Source organism: Frankia sp. BMG5.60, from assembly GCF_059428125.1.
Genome location: NZ_CM182091.1, coordinates 107,683 through 127,891 on the forward strand (window position 1 = coordinate 107,683; position 20,209 = coordinate 127,891).

Sequence of the window (20,209 nt, forward strand, 5' to 3'; positions counted from 1 at the left end):
ACAGTACCGCACAGAGTACCTGGGTACCGTCCCGCGCTGGGGTAGATTGATCGATCATGACGGTGAACTGGGACGTCGACACCTGGTCGGCCGCGGCGGCCGGTGGACCGAGGACCAGCCGCCAGTCGGATCTTTTCGACGCCCTCGTCGAGATCTTCCTGGCGGAGGGGTTCGCCCGGTTCACCCTCGCGGACCTCGCCGGCCGGCTGCGCTGCTCGAAGTCGACGCTGTACACCCTTGCCCACAGCAAGGAACAGCTCGCGGTCGCCGTGGTCGTGCACTTCTTCCGCAGCGCCGCCGAGCGCATCGACGACAGCCTTCGCAACGCGCCCGATCCGGCCGATCGGCTGCGTCGCTATCTCGACGGGGTCGCCGCCGAGCTGCGCCCCGCCTCCGCGGCCTTCCGCGCCGACCTCGCCGCGTTCCCGCCCGCCCGCGCCATCTACGAGCGCAACACCAGCATCGCCGCGGCTAAGCTGCGCACCCTGGTCGCCGAGGGGGTGGCCGTCGGCGTCTTCCGGGAGGTCGACGCGCGGTTCGTCGGGCAGGTCGCCACGCTCGCGATGGTCGGCATCCAGCAGGGCACCATCGAACGCCAGACGGGCCTCGCCGACGCCGACGCCTACGCCCAGCTCGCCGGCCTGCTGCTGCACGGTCTGGCCCGCCGCGAGGGCGACGCGGCAGGCGGCCAGCAGATCAGGTCGGTCCCGCCGCTCACCACGCCCGAGACCGCCGAACAGGCACCGACACGTCTTCCGCGCTCAGCGCCCGCCGACGATCGTCTGAGGACAGGCGGCTGAGCTGGGCGGGAGGGTCTGGCACCGGACGGGAAGCCGACCGGCCCCGCCCTCGCGGACCACGGTCGCGGGGGAGGGGCCGGTCGGCTCCGCGTGGCGGGTGAGCGGGCGCGGTCAGCTTGCCCGGTCGCCCTTGGCCAGGTGGTTCCAGGTGGTGGGGCCGACCTCGCCGTCTACGACGGCGTGGACGGTCGACTGGTAGTGCCGCACCCAGGCGTCGGTGCGCGGCCCGAACTCGCCGTCCAGCGCCAGCTTCGGCTGGTAGTGGGGGTCGAGCGTGTGAGCGGCGTCCTGCACGGCGTGGACGGCCTGGCCACGCGAACCGGAGCGCACCGGCACGATCAGCACCGGCCAGGTGCGCTGGCCCACCTGCCCGTCGGGCGTCAGCCCGTGTCGGGCCTGGAAATTGCGCACGGCGGTCGCGGTCCGCGGGCCGTAGGCGCCGTCAACCGGGACACGCAGGTCGTGCGCGCCGAGAAGATACTGCACGAGCTGCACGGTGAGGCCGGCGTCACCGGACTTCTGAATGGGCCAGACAAGTGCCATGAGGAGTTCTCCCGTGTGTCGCGTGAGTGAAGGCGGTTGGGTTGTTGGAGCACTTATGAGCCTGCGCTCGAAACCCGATTTCCGCCGCATTTCGTCGTACTCGCGACACGCGGGAATTAGTCCGTACTTCTCCTTTCTCGCGGCCGCCTCGGACGCGCGGGAATGTCACGACATTCTCGTTCGCACGGCAACGATTTCTCGCCGGCCGGCGGAAGCAAAAGCCGGCGGGCGGGGCGGTTCAGGTCGGCTCGTAGGCGGTCAGCGGCGGCGCAGGGTAGGGGTCGAATCCCGGGCGCCAGCCGGCGGCGAGCTTCCGCGTGGCGATGCCGTCGGGCGCCCAGATGTGGCAGGTACCGGTGAGGGCCGCGGCCTGCCGTCCGCTCACCACGGGACCCGAACCCGCGGCCCGGTCCGCCGTCTGGGCGGCCGGGGTCTGGGCGTCCGTCGGCGCGGGCGCGTCCGCCGGCTCGGCGCCGGGGGTGAGGCCGCGGCGGCGGGCGTCGGCGGCGCTCAACGTCGCCTGGATGATGGCGGGGCCGGCGGCGCGGGCAAGCTCGTGCAGGTGGGAGCAGCCGTGGACGCCGGACACGGTCTCCCGCAGCGCGCGGGTGAACCCGCGGCGCACGGACAGCCCGACGAGGCGGTCGAAGCTCGGCCTGATCAGCGGGCACTCGGTGTGCGGGAAGGCGTTCATCCCCGACTCGACGGCGACGATCGTCAGGTCCGCCGTCCGCACGTGCAGGGCGAGCTGCATGTCGTGCAGCAGCACTCGGGTCGGGTCCGGATGCCAGGGCCGGGTGTCGCGCAGCCTCGCCTGGGCGATCAGCAGGTCGTCGGCCTGGTGGACCTCGATCTCGATCGTCCTGCGGTGCACCGGCGGCACGGCTGCTGGCATCGCGACTCCCCTCGCGCTCGCCCGGCGGCCGGCGTGCGGCCCCGGGCCTGGTCCGGCGGTCGGACCGGGGCCGGCTCACGGTGACGCGGCCCGCACGGACTACCCGGCGGCGGCCGGGGCGGTGCCTCGGGGGCCGTGCGGGGACAGGTCGGCGAGCTGGGCCCGCACCCAGGCTGTCACGTCGCTGGCCGCGGGGTCGGCGGTCAGCGACGTGAACAGCACCGGGCGGGGGCCGCGGGCCGCCGCCGCGTCGCGGGCCATGACGCCGAGATCCGCGCCGACCAGGGGAGCGAGATCCGTCTTGTTGATGACCAGCAGGTCGCTGAGGGTGACCCCAGGGCCGCCCTTGCGCGGTACCTTGTCGCCGCCGGCCACGTCGACGACGAAGATCTGCCGGTCGATCAGTCCGTAACTGAATGTCGCGGTGAGGTTGTCGCCGCCGGACTCGACGAGGACGAGGTCGAGGGGGCCGGTGTCGGCCTCCAGATCCTCGACGGTGTCCAGGTTGGCGGTGATGTCGTCGCGGATCGCCGTGTGCGGGCAGCAGCCGGTCTCCACCGCGCGGATCCGCCGCGGGTCCAGCACCCCGGCGCGGCGCAGGAAGTCGGCGTCCTCGGTCGTGTAGATGTCGTTGGTGACGACGCCGAGACGCAGGCTCGGCGCGAGGGAGCGGCACAGCGCGGCGACGAGCGCGGTCTTGCCGCTGCCCACCGGGCCGCCGACGCCGATGCGCGGCGCCCGCCCGAGCGGTACTGGCCCGCCGCCACCGCCGTGCGCGTGCGGCGGATGCAGTTCGTCGTGACCGAGATGCATCGTCGGAGGTCTCCCGGGTGCGTGGGGCGGACGGAGCGGGCCAGGCGGAGTGGGTGCCGGCCAGGCGGAGTGGGTGCCGGCCGGACGGAGTGGGTGCCGGTCGGATGGACTGGAGGTCGGACGGACGGAGTCGGTCGGGGCCGGGTGGTGGGCGTCAGGCGGCGCGTTGCGCCGGGTGCGCCACGCCGAGCTGGGCCTGGTCGAGGAAGGCGCCGGGCATGGCCGCGAGGTCCGGCCGGGACGGCGCGGCCCCCGAGCGGACCAGCAGGTCCCCGAGGGCGGCGATCATCACCCCGTTGTCGGTGCAGCGCTTGCGGGCCGGGATCCGCAGCCGCAGGCCGGCCGCCTCGCACCGCTGCGCCGCCAGGGCCCGCAGCCGGCTGTTCGCCGCGACCCCACCGACGATGAGCAGGTCACCGATCTCGTGGTCGCGGCAGGCGCGGATCGCCTTGGCGGTGAGCACGTCGACCACCGCCTCCTGGAACGACGCGATCACGTCCCCGGCGGGGACGGTGGAGTCGGGATGGGCCTCCACCCAGCGGGCGACGGCCGTCTTCAGCCCGGAGAAGGAGAAGGTGTAGGGCGAATCGGTGCGGCCGGTCAGGGGGCGCGGGAACGCCAGCGCCGCCGGGTCGTTGCCGACCGCCTCGCGGTCGACCGCCGGCCCACCCGGGTAGGGCAGGCCGAGCACCCGGGCGACCTTGTCGAAGCATTCGCCGGCGGCGTCGTCGAGGGTGTCGCCGAGATGAACGATCGGGTCCCGGGCCAGGTCACCGACGCGCAGCAGCGACGTGTGCCCGCCGGAGACGATCAGCGCGATGAGCGGGTCGGGCAGCGGCTCGCCGTCGACGAGGTCCGCGGCGAGGTGGCCGGCGAGGTGGTGCACCCCGTAGAGCGGCACCTCGAGGGCGGTGGCGTAGGCCTTCGCCGCGGACACCCCGACGTGCAGCGCGGTGGCGAGGCCGGGGCCCGCGGTGACCGCGACCGCCCCGATGTCGGCCGCGGTCAGCCCGGCCGACGCCAGCGCCGCGCGCACGCACGGGACCAGTGCCTGCACGTGGGCCCGCGCCGCGATCTCCGGCACCACACCGCCGTAGCGGGCGTGCTGGTCCATGCTCGTCGACAGCGCGTCGCCGAGCAGGACGCCGTCGCGGACGAGCGCGACGCCGGTCTCGTCGCAGGACGTCTCGATGCCCATCACCACCGGGCTGGGCTGCACCGGCATCGTTCGTGGCCTCCCTCGGACGGCGGACCGCCGCCGTCCCTACCAGCGCTGTCTCCTACGAGGGACGGATTACGCCCTCGTGTGAGACTACGCCGGCCCCGGGATCGCGAGTCAGCCCAGGTCAGCGCGGGTGGCGCGCCGGATCGGTCGCGGCGGCGCAGGTCCGGCACAGGCCGGTGAGCGCGGCGTGGTCGGGCTGGAGCCGGAACCCGATCTGGCGGGCGAGCCGATCGGCGACGCCGTCGAGCAGGTCGGCGGGCACGTCGCTGATCTGCCCGCAGCGGCGGCAGCGCACGTGCAGGTGGCCGCTGCCGGTCAGGGACGAGGCGAGATGGTAGACGGCGGGCCCGTGGTCGGGATGCACGTGGGTGACCAGGCCGAGCTCACCGAGGGTCTCCACCGCCCGGTAGACGGTGGTGCGGTGCAGCCCCGGGACGATCTCGTCGGCGCGGGCGAGGACGTCGTCGACGGAGAGGTGTTCGCTGGTCCCGGCGAGGACCCGCAGCACCGCCCGGCGCGCCGGGGTGACCCGTTCGCCGAGCGCCCGCAGCTCGGCGATCCCGGCCGCGGCGAGGTCAGGCCGGGCGGGGCCCGCATCGGGCGCGGCGGCGGCCGGCGCCGCGGCGGTACCGCCGGTACCGGCGGGCCGGCGGTCCTGCATGACGTCCACCTCCGGACAACGATCGGCCGGCCGGCGGTGCTCCCGGACCATGGCCCCGCCGGCCGCCCCGATCATCTCCCCCGTCCCCGCCCGGTGGTCCCGTGGCCCCCGCGCGGTTCCAGGACGCCGTCCGGTCACCGGTCACCGCCACGCGGGACGCCTCGGCTCGGGAATCCGACGGACCGACATTCCAAGATATGGAAACCGGCCGGCGGGCGAACGGGGAATCCTGGCCGGGAGACGAGGAGTCCGTCCGGTCACCGCGACGGTGAAGAGGACCGGTTAAGAGCAGCGGTGAGGAGCGACGGCGACGGTGACCTGCTGAGTGGACGGTGACCTGACGAGTGGACGGTGACCTGACGACAGGACGGTGATGGTGGAGAGCGGCGGTGCGGAGAGGAACGCCTCTGTGGTCGGCCGGTCCACGGCTTACCCGTCCGGTGTCATGCGCCCGGTCCGACGGATGGTCGAACGCTGTGGTGGCTTCCGGCGCGGCCATTGTTGCGGGCAGGTGACCGGCGTCCGGCGGTGGGCTCTCGGCGGTGGGCCGCCTTATGACACAGTGTCCGCCATGGCCGTGCTCCCCATCCGTACCGTCGGTGACCCTGTGCTGCGCACCCCGACGGCACTCGTGACGACGTTCGACGCCGCCCTGGCGCGGCTCGTCGACGACATGATCGACACCATGTACGACGCGCCCGGCGTGGGGTTGGCCGCCCCGCAGATCGGCGTCGGCCTGCGCGTGTTCGTGTTCGACGTCGGCTACGACCCGCGGGACGTCACGGTGCCCCGCGTGCCCCGCGTGGTGGTCAACCCGGTGCTGGAACTGGCCGCCGACGGCGAGCTGCAGCACGGCCCGGAGGGCTGCCTGTCCGTGCCGGGCCTGCACTTCCCGACGACGCGGGCCCTGCGGGCGAGCGTCCGCGGGGTGGACGTCACGGGCGCGGCCGTGGAGTACGCCGGCGAGGGCCTGCTGGCCCGCTGTTTCCAGCACGAGGTCGACCATCTCGACGGCACCCTGTACCTCGACCGGCTGACCGGTGAGGACCGCAAGGCGGCCGTGCAGGCGTTGCGCGAGCCGCCGCCGAGCCCGGAGCAGGTACGCGCGGCCGGCGAGGAGCTGCGCGCCCTGCGCCGCGCGGACCAGTGACGCGTGCGGTCGGTGCGGGCGTGCGGCCGGGTGGCCGGGTGGCGGCGGGGGGCTGGGCGAGGGCGGCGCACCGATGCGGGGCGGGCTATCTTGGCATCCTCCCGCCCGCGACGATCGCCGGAACGCCGTCCGGGAGCATCCCGGTGCGTTGACGATGTTGGTGAAGTGACGATGCTCGGTGAAGTGACGATGCTCGGTGAAGTGAGGATGTCGGTGGCGTGACGATGTCGGCGGCGTCACCACGTCGGCGGCGTCATCGCATCGATGGAATGACCACGTCGGCGGAGTGACCACGTTGGCGGGGACCGGGTCGGTGGAGTGAGGAGTGGCAGCGGTGACGGAGATCTCCGGCGGGCCGTACAAGCGGCCCTTCCGGTTCAACATCCAGTGTTCCTCGCCCGAGCAGGTCGACGCCCGGTCGTGGGCGGACCTCGCCCGACAGGTCGAGGACCTGGGGTACACGACGCTGACCGTCTCCGACCACCTCGACGAGCAGGTCGCCCCGATCGCGGCGCTGATGGCGGCGGCGGACGCCACGACCACGTTGCGCATCGGCGCGATGGTGTTCAGTAACGACTATCGGCATCCGGTCGTACTCGCGAAGGAGGCGGCCACCCTCGACGCGCTGTCCGGGGGCCGGTTCGAACTCGGCCTCGGCGCCGGCTGGATGACCTCGGACTACGAGCGCGCCGGCCTGACGCTGGACCCGCCGGGGGTGCGGATCAGCCGCCTCGCCGAGTCCCTCGCCGTCATCAAGGGCATGTTCGCCGACGGCCCGCTGACCTTCCACGGCACGCACTACCAGGTCGCGGGGCTCAGCGGCACGCCGAAGCCGGTGCAGCGCCCCCACCCGCCGATCGTCATCGGTGGCGGCGGGCGGCGGCTGCTGTCCCTGGCCGCACGGGAGGCCGACGTCGTCGGGCTGAACATGAACATGGTCGGCGGGGTCATCGACGCCTCCCTCGGCCCGAACGCGACGACGGCCGCCACCGAGGAGAAGATCGGCTGGATCCGCGAGGCCGCGGGCGCCCGGTGGGACGAGCTCACCCTGCAGGTGCGCATCCACCTGGCGATCGTCACCGACAACCGCAGCGAGATCGTCGAGCAGCTCGCCGCCGGCTTCGGGCTGACCACCGAGCAGGCGTACGCCACCCCGCACGCGCTGTGCGGCTCGGTCGACCAGATCGTCGACGACCTCGTCGAACGCCGGGAGCGGTTCGGGATCAGCACCATCGGCGTCGCCCTCGACTCGCTGACCGCGCTGGCACCCGTCGTCGCGCGGCTCGCGGGCACCTGACCCGCCCGCCGGGCACCGCCGCGGTCCCGTCGTCGTCGCTGCAGTCCCCGCCCCCGCCCCCGCCGCCGGTTGCATCGTGAGTCCCGAATCCGTCCGAACGTCCGTCGTCGTCGTCGAGGAGCCAGCGTTGGTCGAGCACATGAAGTGGTGGGGTTGGGGCCGGGAGAGCGTCTCCTTCAGCCACAGCGACAAGCCCGACCTGGCGCCGTTCGTGCGCACGAACATCGGTCTGGACATCACCCGCCCACCCGCGCAGCCGCCGGCCTTCGCGGACCTGGCGATCCCCGAGCCGACGTTGCCGGAGCCGCTGTGCGCGGCGCTCGTCGCCGCCGTCGGCGCCGAGCACGTCCACACCGACGGGCACATGCGGGTGGTGCACGCCTACGGCAAGAGCCTGCGTGACCTGGTCCGGATCCGCAACGCCGACCTCGGCCGGCTGCCCGACGCCGTCGTCTACCCGGACGGCGAGGAGGCGGTGCGGGCCGTGCTCGCCGCGGCGCTCGACGCCGACGCGGTGGTCATCCCGTTCGGCGGCGGCTCCAACATCTCCGGCAGCCTGGAGGCGCCGCGCGCGGAGACCCGGCCGGTGATCTCCGTGGACCTGGGGCGCCTCGACCGCGTCCTGGAGATCGACGCCGACGCCCGGCTCGCCCGCATCCAGGCCGGCGCGCTCGGCCCGCACCTGGAGGAGCAGCTCAACGCCCAGGGCTGGACGCTGGGCCACTTCCCGGACAGCTTCTCCCACTCCGCCCTGGGCGGATGGATCGCCACCCGTTCGTCGGGCATGCAGTCCGACAAGTACGGCGACATCGCCGAGATCACCCGAGCGGTGCGCGTCGTCACCCCCGCCGGCGTCCTCGCGACCCGGGCCGTGCCCAGCCAGTCGACCGGGCCGAGCGTGCGGGAGATGATCCTGGGCAGCGAGGGCCGGCTCGGCATCATCACCGAGGCGACGGTGCAGGTCCACCGGGTGCCCCAGGAGCGCGTCATCCTCGGCTACTTCTTCCCCACCTGGGACGACGCGCTCGTGGCCATGCGGGAGATCGCCGAGAGCGAGGCCAGCCCGACCGTCACCCGGGTGTCCGACGCGAACGAGACCCGGTTCTCCTTCGCGACCCGCAAGAAGGGCTCGCTCGCCTCGGGGCTGGTCTCCGCCGGGCTGAAGCAGTACCTGCGCCGGGTCCGCAACTACGACCTGGACGCGATGTGCCTGTCGTTCATCGGCTTCGAGGGGACGCCGACGCACGTCAAGGCCCAGCGCAAGCTCGTCGGCGAGATCGTCGGGCGCCACGGCGGCATCTGCGTCGGCACCGGTCCCGGGCAGCTCTACGACCAGAAGAAGTTCGACACCCCCTACATCCGCGACTTCCTGCTCGGTCAGGGCGCGGTCGCGGACGTGTCGGAGACGTCGACCTCCTGGTCCCAGCTCGGTCCGCTTTACCGCGGGGTGGTCGCCCGGGCCAACAAGGCGTTCGCGGAGATCGGCGTCGACGGCTGGATCATGTGCCACCTGTCGCACTCCTACCACTCCGGTGCCTGCCTGTACTTCACGTTCGCCTACGCCTCCCCGGTGACCCTCGAGGCGATCGAGGGCTATGACACGGTGAAGTCCGCGATCCAGCAGGGTTTCCTCGACCTCGCGGGCACCCTGTCGCACCACCACGCGGTCGGCGTCGAGCACGCCCCGTGGCTCGGCGACGACATCTCCCCGGCTGGGGTGCGTCTGCTCTCGGTGCTGTTCGACGGCATCGACCCGGGGCACAACCTCAACCCCGGCAAGATCATCCCGAGCGCCGGTGGGCCGTCCGGCGGCGAGGCCGGCGCCGTCTGACAGGGACGGGTCGAGCAGGCGGTCAGGCGGTCAGGCGCCCGGGCGGACGGATGGTGGGCATGCGCACGATCCTGGTGGTGGGGATCGGAGCCGGGGATCCCGACCAGCTCACGATTCAGGCGGTCAAGGCACTCGGCCGGGCGGAGGTGTTCTTCGTGCTGGACAAGGGCGCGGCCAAGGACGACCTCGTCCGGCTGCGCCGGGAGATCCTCGACCGGCATGTCGGCGCCGGCGACTACCGCGTCGTCGAGGCCCGCGACCCCCGCCGCGACCGCAGTCCCGCGGACTCGGCCGCCTACGCCGCCGCCGTCGAGGACTGGCACGAACGCCGCGCCGAACTCTACGAACGGATGATCCTCGACGAGCTGCCCGAGGACGGCTGTGGCGCGTTCCTGGTCTGGGGCGACCCGTCGCTGTACGACAGCACGCTGCGCATCGTCGAGCGGGTCGCCGTGCGCGGCCGGGTGGCGTTCGACTACGAGGTGATCCCCGGGATCACCAGCGTGCAGGCGCTGGCCGCGAGCCACCGGCTGGTGCTCAACCGCATCGGCGGCCCCGTCGAGATCACCACCGGCCGACGCCTCGCCGAGGGGTTCCCGCCCGGGGTCGACGACGTCGTCGTCATGCTCGACGCGGACACCACCTTCCGTACCCTCGACGACCCCGACCTCGACATCTACTGGGGTGCCTACCTCGGCACGCCCGACGAGATGCTCATGCACGGCCGGGTCGCCGACGTCGGCGGCTCCATCGCCCGCACCCGCGCCGCCGCCCGCCGCCGCAAGGGCTGGATCATGGACATCTACCTCCTGCGCCGCCGCCCGCCCGGGCCTGGGACCGGGAGTGGCCAGGCCGACCACCGCCCGTCCGTCGCCAGGACCGACGCCGACATTCTCGAATAGCGGCGCCGGCTGCAACGCGGTCTCGAAGAGTGCGGTGCTCTGCCGAGCGAGAAGCGCGCATCACCGCCTGAGCGACGATCTACTCGCTGCGGACCGGCGTGGGGGCGACGACGGTGTGGACCAGGCCGGTGGCGACGTCGTAGACGAGTCCCGACACCAGGAACCCGCTGGCCCGGATCTCCTGCTCGATGACGCCGACGTCGACGCGGACCGAGGCGACCGGATCGCTGACCGCCTTGGCGTCGAGTTCGCGAGCGGGGATCTCGAAGTAGTCGGCGAGCAGTTCGGGGAAGGAGGCCAGATCCGCCATGCCGCAGTCGGTGTGGTGCAGGATGACCAGGTTCCAGTCGCCGGCGGGACGGCCGTCCCGGTTGGCCTGGCCGACCTTGCCGAGCATCGTCATCGTGCGCAGCGTCGCGGGCGTGATCCGCCCGCCGACATTGCGGATCACCGCGGCCTCGCCCTGTTCGAGGCCCAGCACGCGGGTCGGATCGACACGGGGGTCGACGCAGCAGACGACCATCATGTTGCCGCTGGGGTTGATGCTCAGCTGGGCGCTGAATCCGGCGGCGGCGAACTCGGCGTTGCGGCTGGTCAGATCATTCGCGCTGGTCACGACGCCTCCTCAACCGGCGATGAAGTCGAGCAGTTCCCGGTTGAAGTCCTGCTCGAACCGACCGGTCAGGCCGTGCGGAGCGCCGGGGTGAACCTTCAACGTGGCGTGGGGAATCAGCTTCACCGAGCGGTACGACGACGCCTCGATCGGCACGATCTGGTCGTCGTCGCCGTGCGAGAGGAGCACCGGAACGTCGATCTTCCTCAGATCCTCGGTCAGATCCGTCTCCGAGAACGCCGCGATGCAGTCGAAGGCGCCCTTGACCCCGACCGTCATGCACATGAGCCAGAAGGCGTCGCGGGTGCCCTGGGACACGTTTGCGCCGTCGCGGTTGTTGCCGTAGAAGGGTTCGCCGAGGTCCCGGTAGAACTGCGCCCGGTCCGCGGACAATCCCGCGCGCAGTCCGTCGAAGACCGCCATCGGCGCGCCCCCGGGATCGCTGTCGGTGCCGAGTAGGTGTGGCGCCACCGCGCCTCGCAGCACGGCCCTGGCCACCCGGGAGGAGCCGTGCCGGCCCAGATAGCGGGCCACCTCGCCGCCTCCGGTGGAGTGGCCGACCAGGACGGCGTCGGTCAGGTCGAGCGCCTCGATGACCTGGGCGAGGTCGTCGGCATAGGTGTCCATGTCGTTGCCGTCCCAGGTCTGGCTGGACCGTCCGCCACCACGGCGATCATGGGCGATTCCTCGGTACCCGTGGTCGGCGACGACCTTGAGCTGGTTGTCCCAGACGTCGGCGGTCAGCGGCCAACCGTGGCTGAACACGACCGGCTGGCCGGAACCCCAGTCCTTGTAGAAGATCTCGGCGCCGTCCCTTACGGTGATCGTGGGCACGGTGATCCTCCTCCCGTCGGCAGGTCTGCTGGGGCGTCCGCCAGGGCGCGGCCGGGCGCGCTCCCGCCGGGGCTGACAGTAGACGCTGCGTAGCCGATCGGGCCGGTACGGCGACGCGGTGCGCCGGCGCCACGACCGCATCGCACCGTGGTCGACCGTTCGACCGTTCGACCGGACGGGCGGACGACCGGACGGGCGACGGACGGCCGCCGCCGGGTCAGCGGGCGGGCACGGGGGGCTGGGCGGCGGTGTCGGGCTGGGCGGCGGCGAGGCTGAGCTCGTCATCGACGGAGGCGAAGAATCGGTCGATCTCGGCCGGGTCGACCTCGTCGATGCTGGCCGGTGACCATTGGGGGTTGCGGTCCTTGTCGACGACCGCCGCCCGGATGCCCTCGACGAGGTCCGCCGTCGTGAGGGTCGCTCGGGCCAGCCGGTACTCCTGGTCGAGCGCCGCCTCGAGGCTCGTCATCGACCGGGCGGCCCGCAGTGCGCGCAGCGTGACGGCCAGCGACGTCGGGCACTTGCTGCCGATCTCCGCCGCGTCGGCAGCCGCCGCCGGCATGGGGCTCGCCGCGAGTGCCGCGACGATCTCGGTGACCTCGTCGCCGCGGTAGAGCTCGTCGATCCACGCGCGGTCTGTGGTGAGGTGCCCGGGAGACGGGGTGTGGGCGGCGAAGTCGAAGGCGGCGAGCGCGGCGGCCGGGTCGGCGGCGTGGCGCAGTGTGTCGAGCAGGTCGGGGATGCGGTCGGCGGGCAGGTAGTGGTCGGCCAGGCCGGCGGTGATCGCGTCGGCGGCGCCGATGCGGGCCGCGGTGAGCGCGAGATGCGTGCCGAGTTCACCGGGGGCGTGGGACAGCAGCCAGGTGCCGCCGACGTCGGGGATGAAGCCGATGCCGACCTCGGGCATGCTCAGCACCGACCGCTCGGTGACGATGCGGACCCCACCGTGCGCCGAGACGCCGATGCCGCCGCCCATGACGATCCCATCCATGATCGCGATGTACGGCTTGGGAAACCTGCCGATGCGGGCGTTGAGCCGATACTCGTCGGCCCAGAACGCCAGCGCTCGCTCGGGTGTCCCGGCGAGCACCGCCTCGCGGATCGCCCGGATGTCCCCGCCGGCGCACAGCCCGCGCTCGCCCGCACCGTCGATGACGACGGCGGCGACCGTCGGGTCGTCCGCCCAGTCCCGCAGCGCCGCGTCGAGCAGGCCGACCATGGCCGGAGTGAGCGCGTTGATCGCCCGCGGCCGGTTCAGGGTGAGTCGTCCGAGCCGCCCGCCCGGGCCCTCCCGCCGCACCAGCACCTCCGGCTGAGGCTCCACCCTGGACGACGGACCGGTGGGGTGCCCGGCGTGCGCCGCCCCGGGTGCCGATCCGGTGAGGGGCTGGGCATCAGTCGCGTGCGGGGACATGGGTGCGCCACCCTTCGAGTCGAGGAACAGCGGAACCGAGTTGATTCCGCTCATCCTGCCGGCCGAGGGCCGCACACGGTAGGGATCGCCCGTCCGGGTTGCCGAGGCAGTCTGTTCACGCAGACGAACATATGTTCGACATCGGGCGCGCGTTGGCCTACCGTTGATCCATGGGCTTCGAGGACGATACGGGAGACGGGCCGGCGCCACCGGCCCGGTTGGCGGTGATCGGCGGGCAGCTCGACGGGTTGCTGTCGGATGCGACCTGGCGGCTGTCGGACGCCGGTTGGAAGCGCTGATGGAGGGGGTCTGCCGACTGGTCGGGCGGGTGGCGGCCGCGCGTGGTCGCCTGCTGGTCGAGGCGCAGGTTCGGGGGTTCGCGCTGCGGCAGGGGGCGGTGGACACCGCCGGCTGGTTGCGGGACCGGTTGTCCCTCGCGCCCAGAGAGGCGCGCCGACAGGTCGCCCTCGCCCGTGATGTCCACGAGGTGTGCCAGGCCACCGGCGCGGCTCTGGCCAGCGGCGAGCTCACGGTCGAGCAGCTCACACTTCGGTTGAGGCACCGCCATTCGATCATGTGCCCCACCGGGCTGGAGGACCTAGCAGCCGCCGAAGATCCATCTTCTGCTGCTCCGTCAGACGCGGCGCACGTGCCAGCAGCCGCGCCACATGATCCGCAATTGATGATCTTTCCGTGGGGGGAAGCCCTCCCGCCGGCCCGTCCGCGGGCATCGGAGATCCTGCCGGCTGCACCATCGTCGACACCGCATCCGGTACGGCGCCGTCCGGGTCGGCCGGGCCGCCGTCCGGTTCATCGTCGAACGGCAGGAACCTCTCTCCGGTGAGCCTCGGCGCACCGCCGGAGTCGTTCACGCCGTCACGTCGAGCTTGCATCAGGGGAACACCGCTTCCGGGCGGACCCCGCCGGCCGGCCGCAGGCGACCGGCGGGCGCGGGGGTCGACGGGAACAGGACGGCAGTCAGAGACCCGCCCCGAGCCCGACCCCCCGGACCGTCACCGCGGTCCCACGGGGTAGCCCGTCCACCTGGCGTCACAGCACACGCGAACCGGGGCAGGACGACCAGCGCCCCACCCGCACCGCTCCCAACCATCGGAGTCGAACGCATGTTCCCATCCGGTGGGATGGAAACGACGGCCGACGCCCGCCGGGCCCGTTCACATGATCGGCGAAGAATGCGGCAGCGCACAGGAATACCCTCAGGGTCAGGAAGGGAAAAGCGGAAACCGGAATGGTTCCCGCACCACCTACCCTGCCGCCGCGCTTACTGGTTTGGAACGGTGCAGATTCGGTTATTCCATGGAATTCCGCCGGCGTGGACGCGGAGTACACCACGCGTCAGCCCGGAGCCCGCCCGGAGTGCACGGCCCGGAGTGCACGCGGAGAAAACCCGGACCAGACCTGGAGAGGGCCCGGTGAACCCCCGCGGTGTGCCCTGCCCGTCCCGCGGCCACCCCACCGTGATCGAGGTTCAGGCGTTCGTCTGGGCATGAGTGCGGCCCCGGACCGGTGCGAGGGGGCGCCTACCGGTCCGGGGCCGACTTCCGTGACCGGCCGGCGTGCCGGTCACGAGGGGGAGAGGACCCCGCCGCGTGGACGAGACGCACGGGGCCCTCCCCCTGGTGACGGGTAGGCGTGACCTCTGACCCGTCACCAGCTCACAATGCTGCGATCAATCCTGCGAAGGTCTCCCGCGTCGACCCAGCCAGCGGAGCAACTCCGCCTCGCGGTGGAATGCCGCGGTATCCACGGTCAGCCCCGGGAGCTGCAACCGGATACCGGCCAACGACCGGTGTAGATCCTGGTCTTCCAACGCATGCGCCATCAGATACAGGGTCGCGTCCGCCAGCGGATGCGACCGGTTCACCGCCGCCGATCGGGACAGCAACTCCAACACCCGATCCACCACCACCTCCACCGTGGCGCGGTCGGCGTCGGGCAGTTCCCCGGCGATCCGTGCGGACAGCACCAGGCTCAGCCGCTCCACCAGCGAGGGCAGCCCCACAGGCCCGCCACCGGTCTGGCCGCCGGACGCGGTCACGGCCGCCGATCCAGACCGAGCACCTGCCGCCGGGTTACCCACTGCTCATACCGGTCCGGTGCCATGACCTCCCACACCCGCCGGGACACCCACACCTCCCCCGACTCCCACACCTGCACCTCATGGGCCGCCAGCCGCCGCCCCTGAAAGGTCGCGTCCAACCCGTCCAACGACCCGCCGGACAGCACCAGCCCCCGCCGGTCGGACTGCGTCGTCAGCCGCAGACCCACCACCATTGCCAACCGCGGCGCCACCCGATCCGCGCCCCGACGGTGCACGATCACCGTTCTTGCCCCCGGTTCCCCAGCAAGATAAGACGCGGCCTCGACCAGCACCCTCGTCGGCAACGGCCAGAATTCCGCCTCCATCCTGGGCACCTCGTCACCGGTCGGCTCCTTGCAGACCAGCACGCCATCGGCGTCCGGCAACTCCACCTCCGGCAGCCAGCGGTAGCGGACATCGTCCGGGCCGTCGCCCCCGATCAGGCTCACAGCGCCGGCACCCCCTCCACATCGGTCATGCACAACATCGGCGCCACCAGCCAGTCCCCGTAACACCTCTCCCGCGCGTGACGCTGCGCCGCCGCCGGCGAATCGAACGGGCCAATCAGCCCCTCCAGCCGCCGCCCCGCACCGAACGTCGCCAACCCCCACCGGACAACCGACCCCACCGGCACGCCGTCACCCGACCCCCCGAACCCGGCCACTGCTTCGCACCCGGCCTCCGTTTCGCACCCGGCCACAACCAGCCCCCTTCCGTGGAGGCGACGACAGGAGTCGGCCACCTTCCGCCCAGCGCCGGCAGCACCAGGGGAACCAACCTTCCTAGGTAGGTATCAAGCGTCCCCCACCTTCCTAGGTAGGTCTAGGTAGGTCAAGACCTTCCTAGGAAGCATCTACACTCGGCCGATGAGCAGTAAGCGTGGGGCTTCTGACCGGATCTGGGCCGATCTCCGCGAGCAGATCGCATCCGGGCACCTGGCTCCGGGGACAGCGCTTCCCTCGACCGCCGAACTCGCCAGGCACCACGGCGTTGCGTCGGAGACCGCACGGCTCGCCGTCACCCGCCTCAAGGAAGAGGGTCTGGTCAGCGGCCGCGCAGGAGCCGGGGTCTACGTCCGATCCCGGCCACCCCTGCGCCGGCTCGGGATCGACCGTTACGACAAGGCGAAATGGCAAGGCGCCGACCTGGTCGCGTTCGCCGCCGACCGGGTCGCATCCGGCCGGACCTGGGAGCCCGGCGACCAGACGCAGACGGTCCGCCGGGTTCCCGCGCCACCCGACGTCGCCGCCGCACTCGGCGTGGACCAGGGCGCCGACGTCTACGAACGCGCACGCCTGATCCGCGAACACGACGCGCCCACGCACACGCTGACCAGCTACTACCGACCCCAACACGTCGAAGGCACCCGCTTGACCGACGACCGTGCCGGCCCCGCCGGCCCCGGTGGCGGATTCCGGGTCCTGACCGACCAGGGCCTCGAACCCGTCTGGATCAACGAAGAACTACACGCACGGATGCCCACCCCCGAGGAAGCGGCAACCTTGCAGCTCCCACCCGGCGAACCCGTCGTCGAGCTGCACCGGACGACCTACACCGTCGAGGACACCCCCGTCGAATACGCCGTCGGCGTGCACCCGGCATCCCGGTTTGCCTGGTCCTACCGGTTCCAGATCCCCGACTCCGCAGACCGCCCGTGACCGCCGCCCCGCTGCCCGCCGCGCTACGGGGCCCGGTCGAAGTGCTCTGGAACTACCACGACATGCACCACGGCCCACACCCCACCGACGTCGGGATAGGTCTAGGCAGCCACGATCTCAGCGTCGCGACCTGCACCGCTGCCCTCTACCACCGCGGCATGTTCCCCCGGATCGTGTTCACCGGCGCAAACGCGCCCACGACCATCGCCACGTTCCCCCGCGGCGAAGCTGTCCACTACCGCGAACACGCGCTCACCCTCGACGTCCCCGACACCGCCATCCTCGTCGAACCGACCGCACGCAACACCGGCGAAAACATCACCCACACCCGCGAACTCCTCACCGCCCACGGCCTCACACCCAGATCCGTCACCCTGATCTCGCGGCCTTACCAGCAGCGCCGCGCCTTCGCCACCTGCCGCAAACTGTGGCCCGACGTCGACGTGCTGTGTGCATCCCAACCCATGAGCCTCGACGACTACGTGGCCAGCATCGGCGACACCGACCGAGTCGTGTCCATGCTCGTCGGCGACACCCAACGCATCTGGCTCTACGCCGAACGCGGCTACGCCATCCCGCAACCGGTCCCCGACCACGTCCGGGACGCCTACCGCGAACTCGTCGCCGCCGGATACACTGGCCGCCTGATCACCTGATGAGTGGAGTCCACGGACGTGGTGTACGGAGTGTGATTGTCTGACGACTCGCCGGAGTGGCGGTCCGTGACGTGAAGCGACCACCGCGTGATCCTCATTCGAGAACGACCAAGAACCCGATGAGGAGAAACGCGATGGCCGTGCGTCCGACTGTGACCGACGCCGAGGGGTTCGGCAAGGAGCTGGTGGCGGCGAGTCCGGATCTGTTGGGCTCGATGGTGAAGGCGTTCGCGGAGGCGTTGATGGGCGCCGAGGCGGACGGGGTCTGTGGCGCCGAGTACGGGGAGATATCACCGGATCGGACGAATCGTCGGAATGGCTACCGGATGCGGGAGTGGGACACCCGGGCGGGAACGATCGATCTGGCGATTCCGAAATTGCGGTCCGGGTCGTACTTCCCGGAATGGCTGTTGACGCGTCGCCGGCGGGCGGAGCAGGCGTTGATCTCGGTGGTCGCGACGTCGCGTGCTCGTCGGGGAGGGCCGGCGGGTCCAGTCGTAGAAACCGGATGCGGACACCGCAAGCCATCGGCACATGTTTCGTACCGGGTAGCAGTCCTTCTCCGCGGCGATCAGCTGATACTTGTCGGTCACTGATGGCGTTGTGCGAAGAAGGCGGTCGCTTTTGAGAGGAACTCACGCTCCATCCGGAGTTCCCGGTTCTCCTTCTCCAGCTCCCGCAGCCGGGCCCGTTCCGACATCGTCAGCGGCTCGTCCTCGCTGTTCTCGTGCGCGCGCCGCCAGGACGCGACCCAGGTGCCGAGCGTGCCTTCGTTGATACCCAGATCCTTCGCGACCGCCGAGACCGGCCGACCCGAATCGAGGACGAGTTTCACCGCCTCGTCCTTGTACTCCGGCGTGAACCGCCTGCGTGACTGCGCCATCAATATCATCCGTCCACGGATCAATTATCCCACAGGGATCACTGTCCGAAGAACGGGCACCACCTCAATCGCAACGTGAACCAGGGGCCGCGGTGGATGGCCGGACCCCCCGGTCTGTGATCATCCCTGGAGGGATCGCAACGGTGCGGTAGCTGACATGAGGGGCGCCAGAGGTGGGCCCGGTCCGTGATCATCCCTAGAGGGATCGCAATAGGTGACGGTGTCCCCGGAGCTCACCCCCGACCTGCCCGTGATCATCCCTGGAGGGATGTCCAGGTCGGAGATAGTGGGTCAACACGGCTTGACCCGTACCGTTCCCGCGCACCTACGCCGCGCCCTCACCGTCCGCGATCAAGGATGTACGTTTCCGGGCTGTGATCGGCCGCCTTCCTGGTGCGAGGCGCATCACGTGATCCACTGGCGCGATGGCGGGCCGACCGCCCTGCACAATCTCCTCCTGCTGTGTCCTGCCCACCATCGCCAGGTCCACCACGACGGCTGGGACATCGTCTTCGCCGGCGACCGCCGCCCGGAATTCCGCCCGCCCTACCGCATCGACCCTCGGCGTCGGCCCCGCCGCAACCCCTACAGCGAACCCCCACCCGACCTCGCCACCACAGCCTGACCGAGCCACCACAGCCTGACCGAGCCACCACAGCCTGACCGAGCCACCACAGCCTGACCGATGGCGAGCCCCCATGCCCCACGCCCCGCCAGCCGGCGGCCAGCGTGCTGCCAAAAATGGGATGCGGTGGGTCACGGCGGCGTGCCAACCTGACGGCCATGGCCCCTCTCGGCTACACCGACCATGACCCGGCGGCCTACGGCGAACACATCGCCGACGTGTACGACGAGTGGTATTCCACGCCGGACAGGCAACCCGAGGTGGCCGTGGCGGTCGACTTCCTGCGCACGCGGGTCGGCGCCGGGCCCGTGCTGGAACTCGGCGTCGGCACCGGGCGCCTCGCCCTGCCGCTCGCGGCCCGGGGGACGACCGTCGTCGGCATCGACGCCTCCCCGCGGATGGTCGCCCGGCTGCGGGACAAGCCCGGCGGGTCCGAGGTCGACGTCGTGCTCGGCGACTTCGCCGAGGTCGACGCCCCGGGTGGGCCGTTCGGGCTGGTATACGTCGTGTTCAACACCTTCTTCGCGCTGGCCGACCAGGATGCGCAGGTGCGCTGCTTCGCGAACGTGGCGGCCGCGCTGCGGCCGGGCGGCCTGTTCGTCATGGAGGCGTTCGTCCCGGACGTCACCCGGTACGACCGAGGTCAGCGCATACAGGTGGACGGCCTGCGCGGGGAGACGACCCGACTGAACGTCTCGCTCCATGACCCGGTCTCCCAGCGAGTCCGCAGTCACCACCTCGTCCTTGGGCCGGGCGGAGTCGGCACTTACCCGGTCGACATCCGATATGCCTGGCCGAGCGAGCTGGATCTGATGGGCCGCCTCGCCGGCCTGGAACTCGCCGAGCGATGGGCGGGATGGAACGGCGAGCCCTTCACCTCGACCAGCCCGGCCCATGTCTCCGTCTGGCGCCGGCCGCAGTGACCCACGGGCAGGAAACCGCGGATCGCGCGGCCCCGGATCGGGGAGTCTCGGACCAGGGGCCATCGGGCCACCTGGAATCGGACGGGTGGCGGCTGAACCAGGCGCACTGGGACGAGCGGGTGCCGCTTCACCTGACCGGCGCGTACTACGACGTTGCGGGGTTCAGACGGCGTCCCGACGTGCTTCGGGCCTTCGAGGTGGCCGAGGTCGGCGAGGTGTCCGGGAAGCGGCAGCCGAGCCGGAGCTCGGGCGTGGCGCGGTTCCGCGGAACCGTTGCGCCGCGGGACACCGTGATCATCGGGGTTGAGGGCTGGGCGCGAGGTGTGGTTCCGGTGTGCGCGAAGCGGTTCGAGGAACCGACGGCGCTGCCATCCTGATCGGGTGG

General features: G+C 71.7%; 21 protein-coding genes and 3 pseudogenes. 12 read left to right on the forward strand and 12 right to left on the reverse strand.

Going from position 1 to position 20,209, the window contains the following annotated elements; genetic code table 11:
- Window positions 1-56 precede the first annotated feature (56 nt).
- Complete coding sequence (locus AC5R91_RS00450; protein ID WP_495395061.1) at window positions 57-800, forward strand: TetR/AcrR family transcriptional regulator; 744 nt, start codon at window positions 57-59, stop codon at window positions 798-800.
- A gap of 111 nt (window positions 801-911) precedes the next feature.
- On the opposite strand, the gene AC5R91_RS00455 is transcribed toward AC5R91_RS00450, so the two are convergent.
- The 5 genes from AC5R91_RS00455 to AC5R91_RS00475 form a co-directional block, all read right to left on the reverse strand.
- A complete protein-coding gene (locus tag AC5R91_RS00455; RefSeq protein ID WP_495395062.1) occupies window positions 912-1,343 on the reverse strand; it encodes a peptidoglycan-binding domain-containing protein in 432 nt (143 codons plus the stop codon).
- Between the two features lie 238 nt (window positions 1,344-1,581).
- Window positions 1,582-2,238: a DUF2889 domain-containing protein gene (locus AC5R91_RS00460; RefSeq protein ID WP_495395063.1), complete on the reverse strand. Its 657-nt coding sequence runs from the start codon at window positions 2,236-2,238 to the stop codon at window positions 1,582-1,584.
- A gap of 99 nt (window positions 2,239-2,337) precedes the next feature.
- A complete protein-coding gene (ureG, locus tag AC5R91_RS00465; RefSeq protein ID WP_495395064.1) occupies window positions 2,338-3,051 on the reverse strand; it encodes an urease accessory protein UreG in 714 nt (237 codons plus the stop codon).
- A gap of 154 nt (window positions 3,052-3,205) precedes the next feature.
- Entirely contained in the window at window positions 3,206-4,276 is a 1,071-nt protein-coding gene (gene tsaD / locus AC5R91_RS00470) for a tRNA (adenosine(37)-N6)-threonylcarbamoyltransferase complex transferase subunit TsaD (protein ID WP_495395065.1), read from the reverse strand.
- Window positions 4,277-4,397: 121 nt separating this feature from the next.
- Complete coding sequence (locus AC5R91_RS00475) at window positions 4,398-5,012, reverse strand: Fur family transcriptional regulator (RefSeq protein WP_495395066.1); 615 nt, start codon at window positions 5,010-5,012, stop codon at window positions 4,398-4,400.
- Between the two features lie 496 nt (window positions 5,013-5,508).
- Between AC5R91_RS00475 and def the strand changes: the two genes are divergently transcribed.
- From def to cobF, 4 genes are all read left to right on the forward strand, one after another.
- Complete coding sequence (gene def, locus AC5R91_RS00480; RefSeq protein WP_495395067.1) at window positions 5,509-6,087, forward strand: peptide deformylase; 579 nt, start codon at window positions 5,509-5,511, stop codon at window positions 6,085-6,087.
- A gap of 334 nt (window positions 6,088-6,421) precedes the next feature.
- Window positions 6,422-7,384 (forward strand): LLM class F420-dependent oxidoreductase, encoded by a 963-nt coding sequence (locus AC5R91_RS00485; protein WP_495395068.1) that lies wholly within the window; start codon window positions 6,422-6,424, stop codon window positions 7,382-7,384.
- A 76-nt stretch (window positions 7,385-7,460) separates the two neighbouring features.
- Window positions 7,461-9,215 (forward strand): FAD-binding oxidoreductase, encoded by a 1,755-nt coding sequence (locus AC5R91_RS00490; RefSeq protein WP_495395069.1) that lies wholly within the window; start codon window positions 7,461-7,463, stop codon window positions 9,213-9,215.
- A 59-nt stretch (window positions 9,216-9,274) separates the two neighbouring features.
- Window positions 9,275-10,117 (forward strand): precorrin-6A synthase (deacetylating), encoded by an 843-nt coding sequence (cobF, locus tag AC5R91_RS00495; RefSeq protein WP_495395070.1) that lies wholly within the window; start codon window positions 9,275-9,277, stop codon window positions 10,115-10,117.
- Between the two features lie 79 nt (window positions 10,118-10,196).
- Here cobF and AC5R91_RS00500 read toward each other — a convergent pair whose 3' ends face one another.
- From AC5R91_RS00500 to AC5R91_RS00510, 3 genes are all read right to left on the reverse strand, one after another.
- Window positions 10,197-10,733 (reverse strand): carbonic anhydrase, encoded by a 537-nt coding sequence (locus AC5R91_RS00500; RefSeq protein ID WP_495395071.1) that lies wholly within the window; start codon window positions 10,731-10,733, stop codon window positions 10,197-10,199.
- A 9-nt stretch (window positions 10,734-10,742) separates the two neighbouring features.
- Window positions 10,743-11,564: an alpha/beta fold hydrolase gene (locus AC5R91_RS00505; protein ID WP_495395072.1), complete on the reverse strand. Its 822-nt coding sequence runs from the start codon at window positions 11,562-11,564 to the stop codon at window positions 10,743-10,745.
- A 217-nt stretch (window positions 11,565-11,781) separates the two neighbouring features.
- Window positions 11,782-12,978: an enoyl-CoA hydratase/isomerase family protein gene (locus AC5R91_RS00510; protein ID WP_495395073.1), complete on the reverse strand. Its 1,197-nt coding sequence runs from the start codon at window positions 12,976-12,978 to the stop codon at window positions 11,782-11,784.
- Window positions 12,979-13,148: 170 nt separating this feature from the next.
- On the opposite strand from AC5R91_RS00510, the gene AC5R91_RS00515 reads away from it, so the two are divergent.
- On the forward strand, window positions 13,149-13,277 hold the full coding sequence (locus tag AC5R91_RS00515; protein ID WP_495395074.1) for a hypothetical protein: 129 nt from the start codon (window positions 13,149-13,151) through the stop codon (window positions 13,275-13,277).
- A 1,391-nt stretch (window positions 13,278-14,668) separates the two neighbouring features.
- Here the strand turns inward: AC5R91_RS00515 and AC5R91_RS00520 are convergent.
- The 3 genes from AC5R91_RS00520 to AC5R91_RS00530 are packed head-to-tail and all read right to left on the reverse strand — an operon-like array spanning window position 14,669 to window position 15,683.
- The gene (locus tag AC5R91_RS00520) at window positions 14,669-15,037 is read right to left on the reverse strand and encodes a hypothetical protein (RefSeq protein WP_495395075.1); all 369 of its coding nucleotides are present in this window, start codon (window positions 15,035-15,037) and stop codon (window positions 14,669-14,671) included.
- On the reverse strand, window positions 15,034-15,528 hold the full coding sequence (locus tag AC5R91_RS00525) for a hypothetical protein (RefSeq protein WP_495395076.1): 495 nt from the start codon (window positions 15,526-15,528) through the stop codon (window positions 15,034-15,036). Before AC5R91_RS00525 ends, AC5R91_RS00520 begins: the two co-directional genes overlap by 4 nt.
- On the reverse strand, window positions 15,525-15,683 hold the full coding sequence (locus AC5R91_RS00530) for a hypothetical protein (protein ID WP_495395077.1): 159 nt from the start codon (window positions 15,681-15,683) through the stop codon (window positions 15,525-15,527). Before AC5R91_RS00530 ends, AC5R91_RS00525 begins: the two co-directional genes overlap by 4 nt.
- A 262-nt stretch (window positions 15,684-15,945) precedes the next feature.
- Here AC5R91_RS00530 and AC5R91_RS00535 point away from each other — a divergent pair, with 262 nt between their 5' ends.
- The 3 genes and pseudogenes from AC5R91_RS00535 to AC5R91_RS00545 all read left to right on the forward strand — a co-directional run.
- Window positions 15,946-16,737: a GntR family transcriptional regulator gene (locus tag AC5R91_RS00535; protein WP_495395078.1), complete on the forward strand. Its 792-nt coding sequence runs from the start codon at window positions 15,946-15,948 to the stop codon at window positions 16,735-16,737.
- Window positions 16,734-17,393, forward strand: a complete 660-nt coding sequence (locus AC5R91_RS00540) for a YdcF family protein (protein WP_495395079.1) — start codon at window positions 16,734-16,736, stop codon at window positions 17,391-17,393. Before AC5R91_RS00535 ends, AC5R91_RS00540 begins: the two co-directional genes overlap by 4 nt.
- 134 nt (window positions 17,394-17,527) lie before the next feature.
- Window positions 17,528-17,854 (forward strand): annotated as a pseudogene (locus tag AC5R91_RS00545) (transposase); the annotation flags it as partial.
- On the opposite strand, the pseudogene AC5R91_RS00550 reads toward AC5R91_RS00545, so the two are convergent.
- Window positions 17,795-18,276: pseudogene (locus AC5R91_RS00550) on the reverse strand (transposase); the annotation flags it as partial. The pseudogenes AC5R91_RS00545 and AC5R91_RS00550 sit on opposite strands and share 60 nt — an antisense overlap.
- A gap of 304 nt (window positions 18,277-18,580) precedes the next feature.
- Between AC5R91_RS00550 and AC5R91_RS00555 the strand changes: the two are divergent.
- The 3 genes and pseudogenes from AC5R91_RS00555 to AC5R91_RS00565 all read left to right on the forward strand — a co-directional run.
- Window positions 18,581-18,901 (forward strand): annotated as a pseudogene (locus AC5R91_RS00555) (HNH endonuclease signature motif containing protein); the annotation flags it as partial.
- A 158-nt stretch (window positions 18,902-19,059) separates the two neighbouring features.
- Window positions 19,060-19,824, forward strand: a complete 765-nt coding sequence (locus AC5R91_RS00560) for a class I SAM-dependent DNA methyltransferase (protein WP_495395080.1) — start codon at window positions 19,060-19,062, stop codon at window positions 19,822-19,824.
- 119 nt (window positions 19,825-19,943) lie between these two features.
- Window positions 19,944-20,201, forward strand: coding sequence for a hypothetical protein (locus AC5R91_RS00565; RefSeq protein WP_495395081.1), 258 nt, complete (start codon window positions 19,944-19,946; stop codon window positions 20,199-20,201).
- Window positions 20,202-20,209 lie beyond the last annotated feature (8 nt).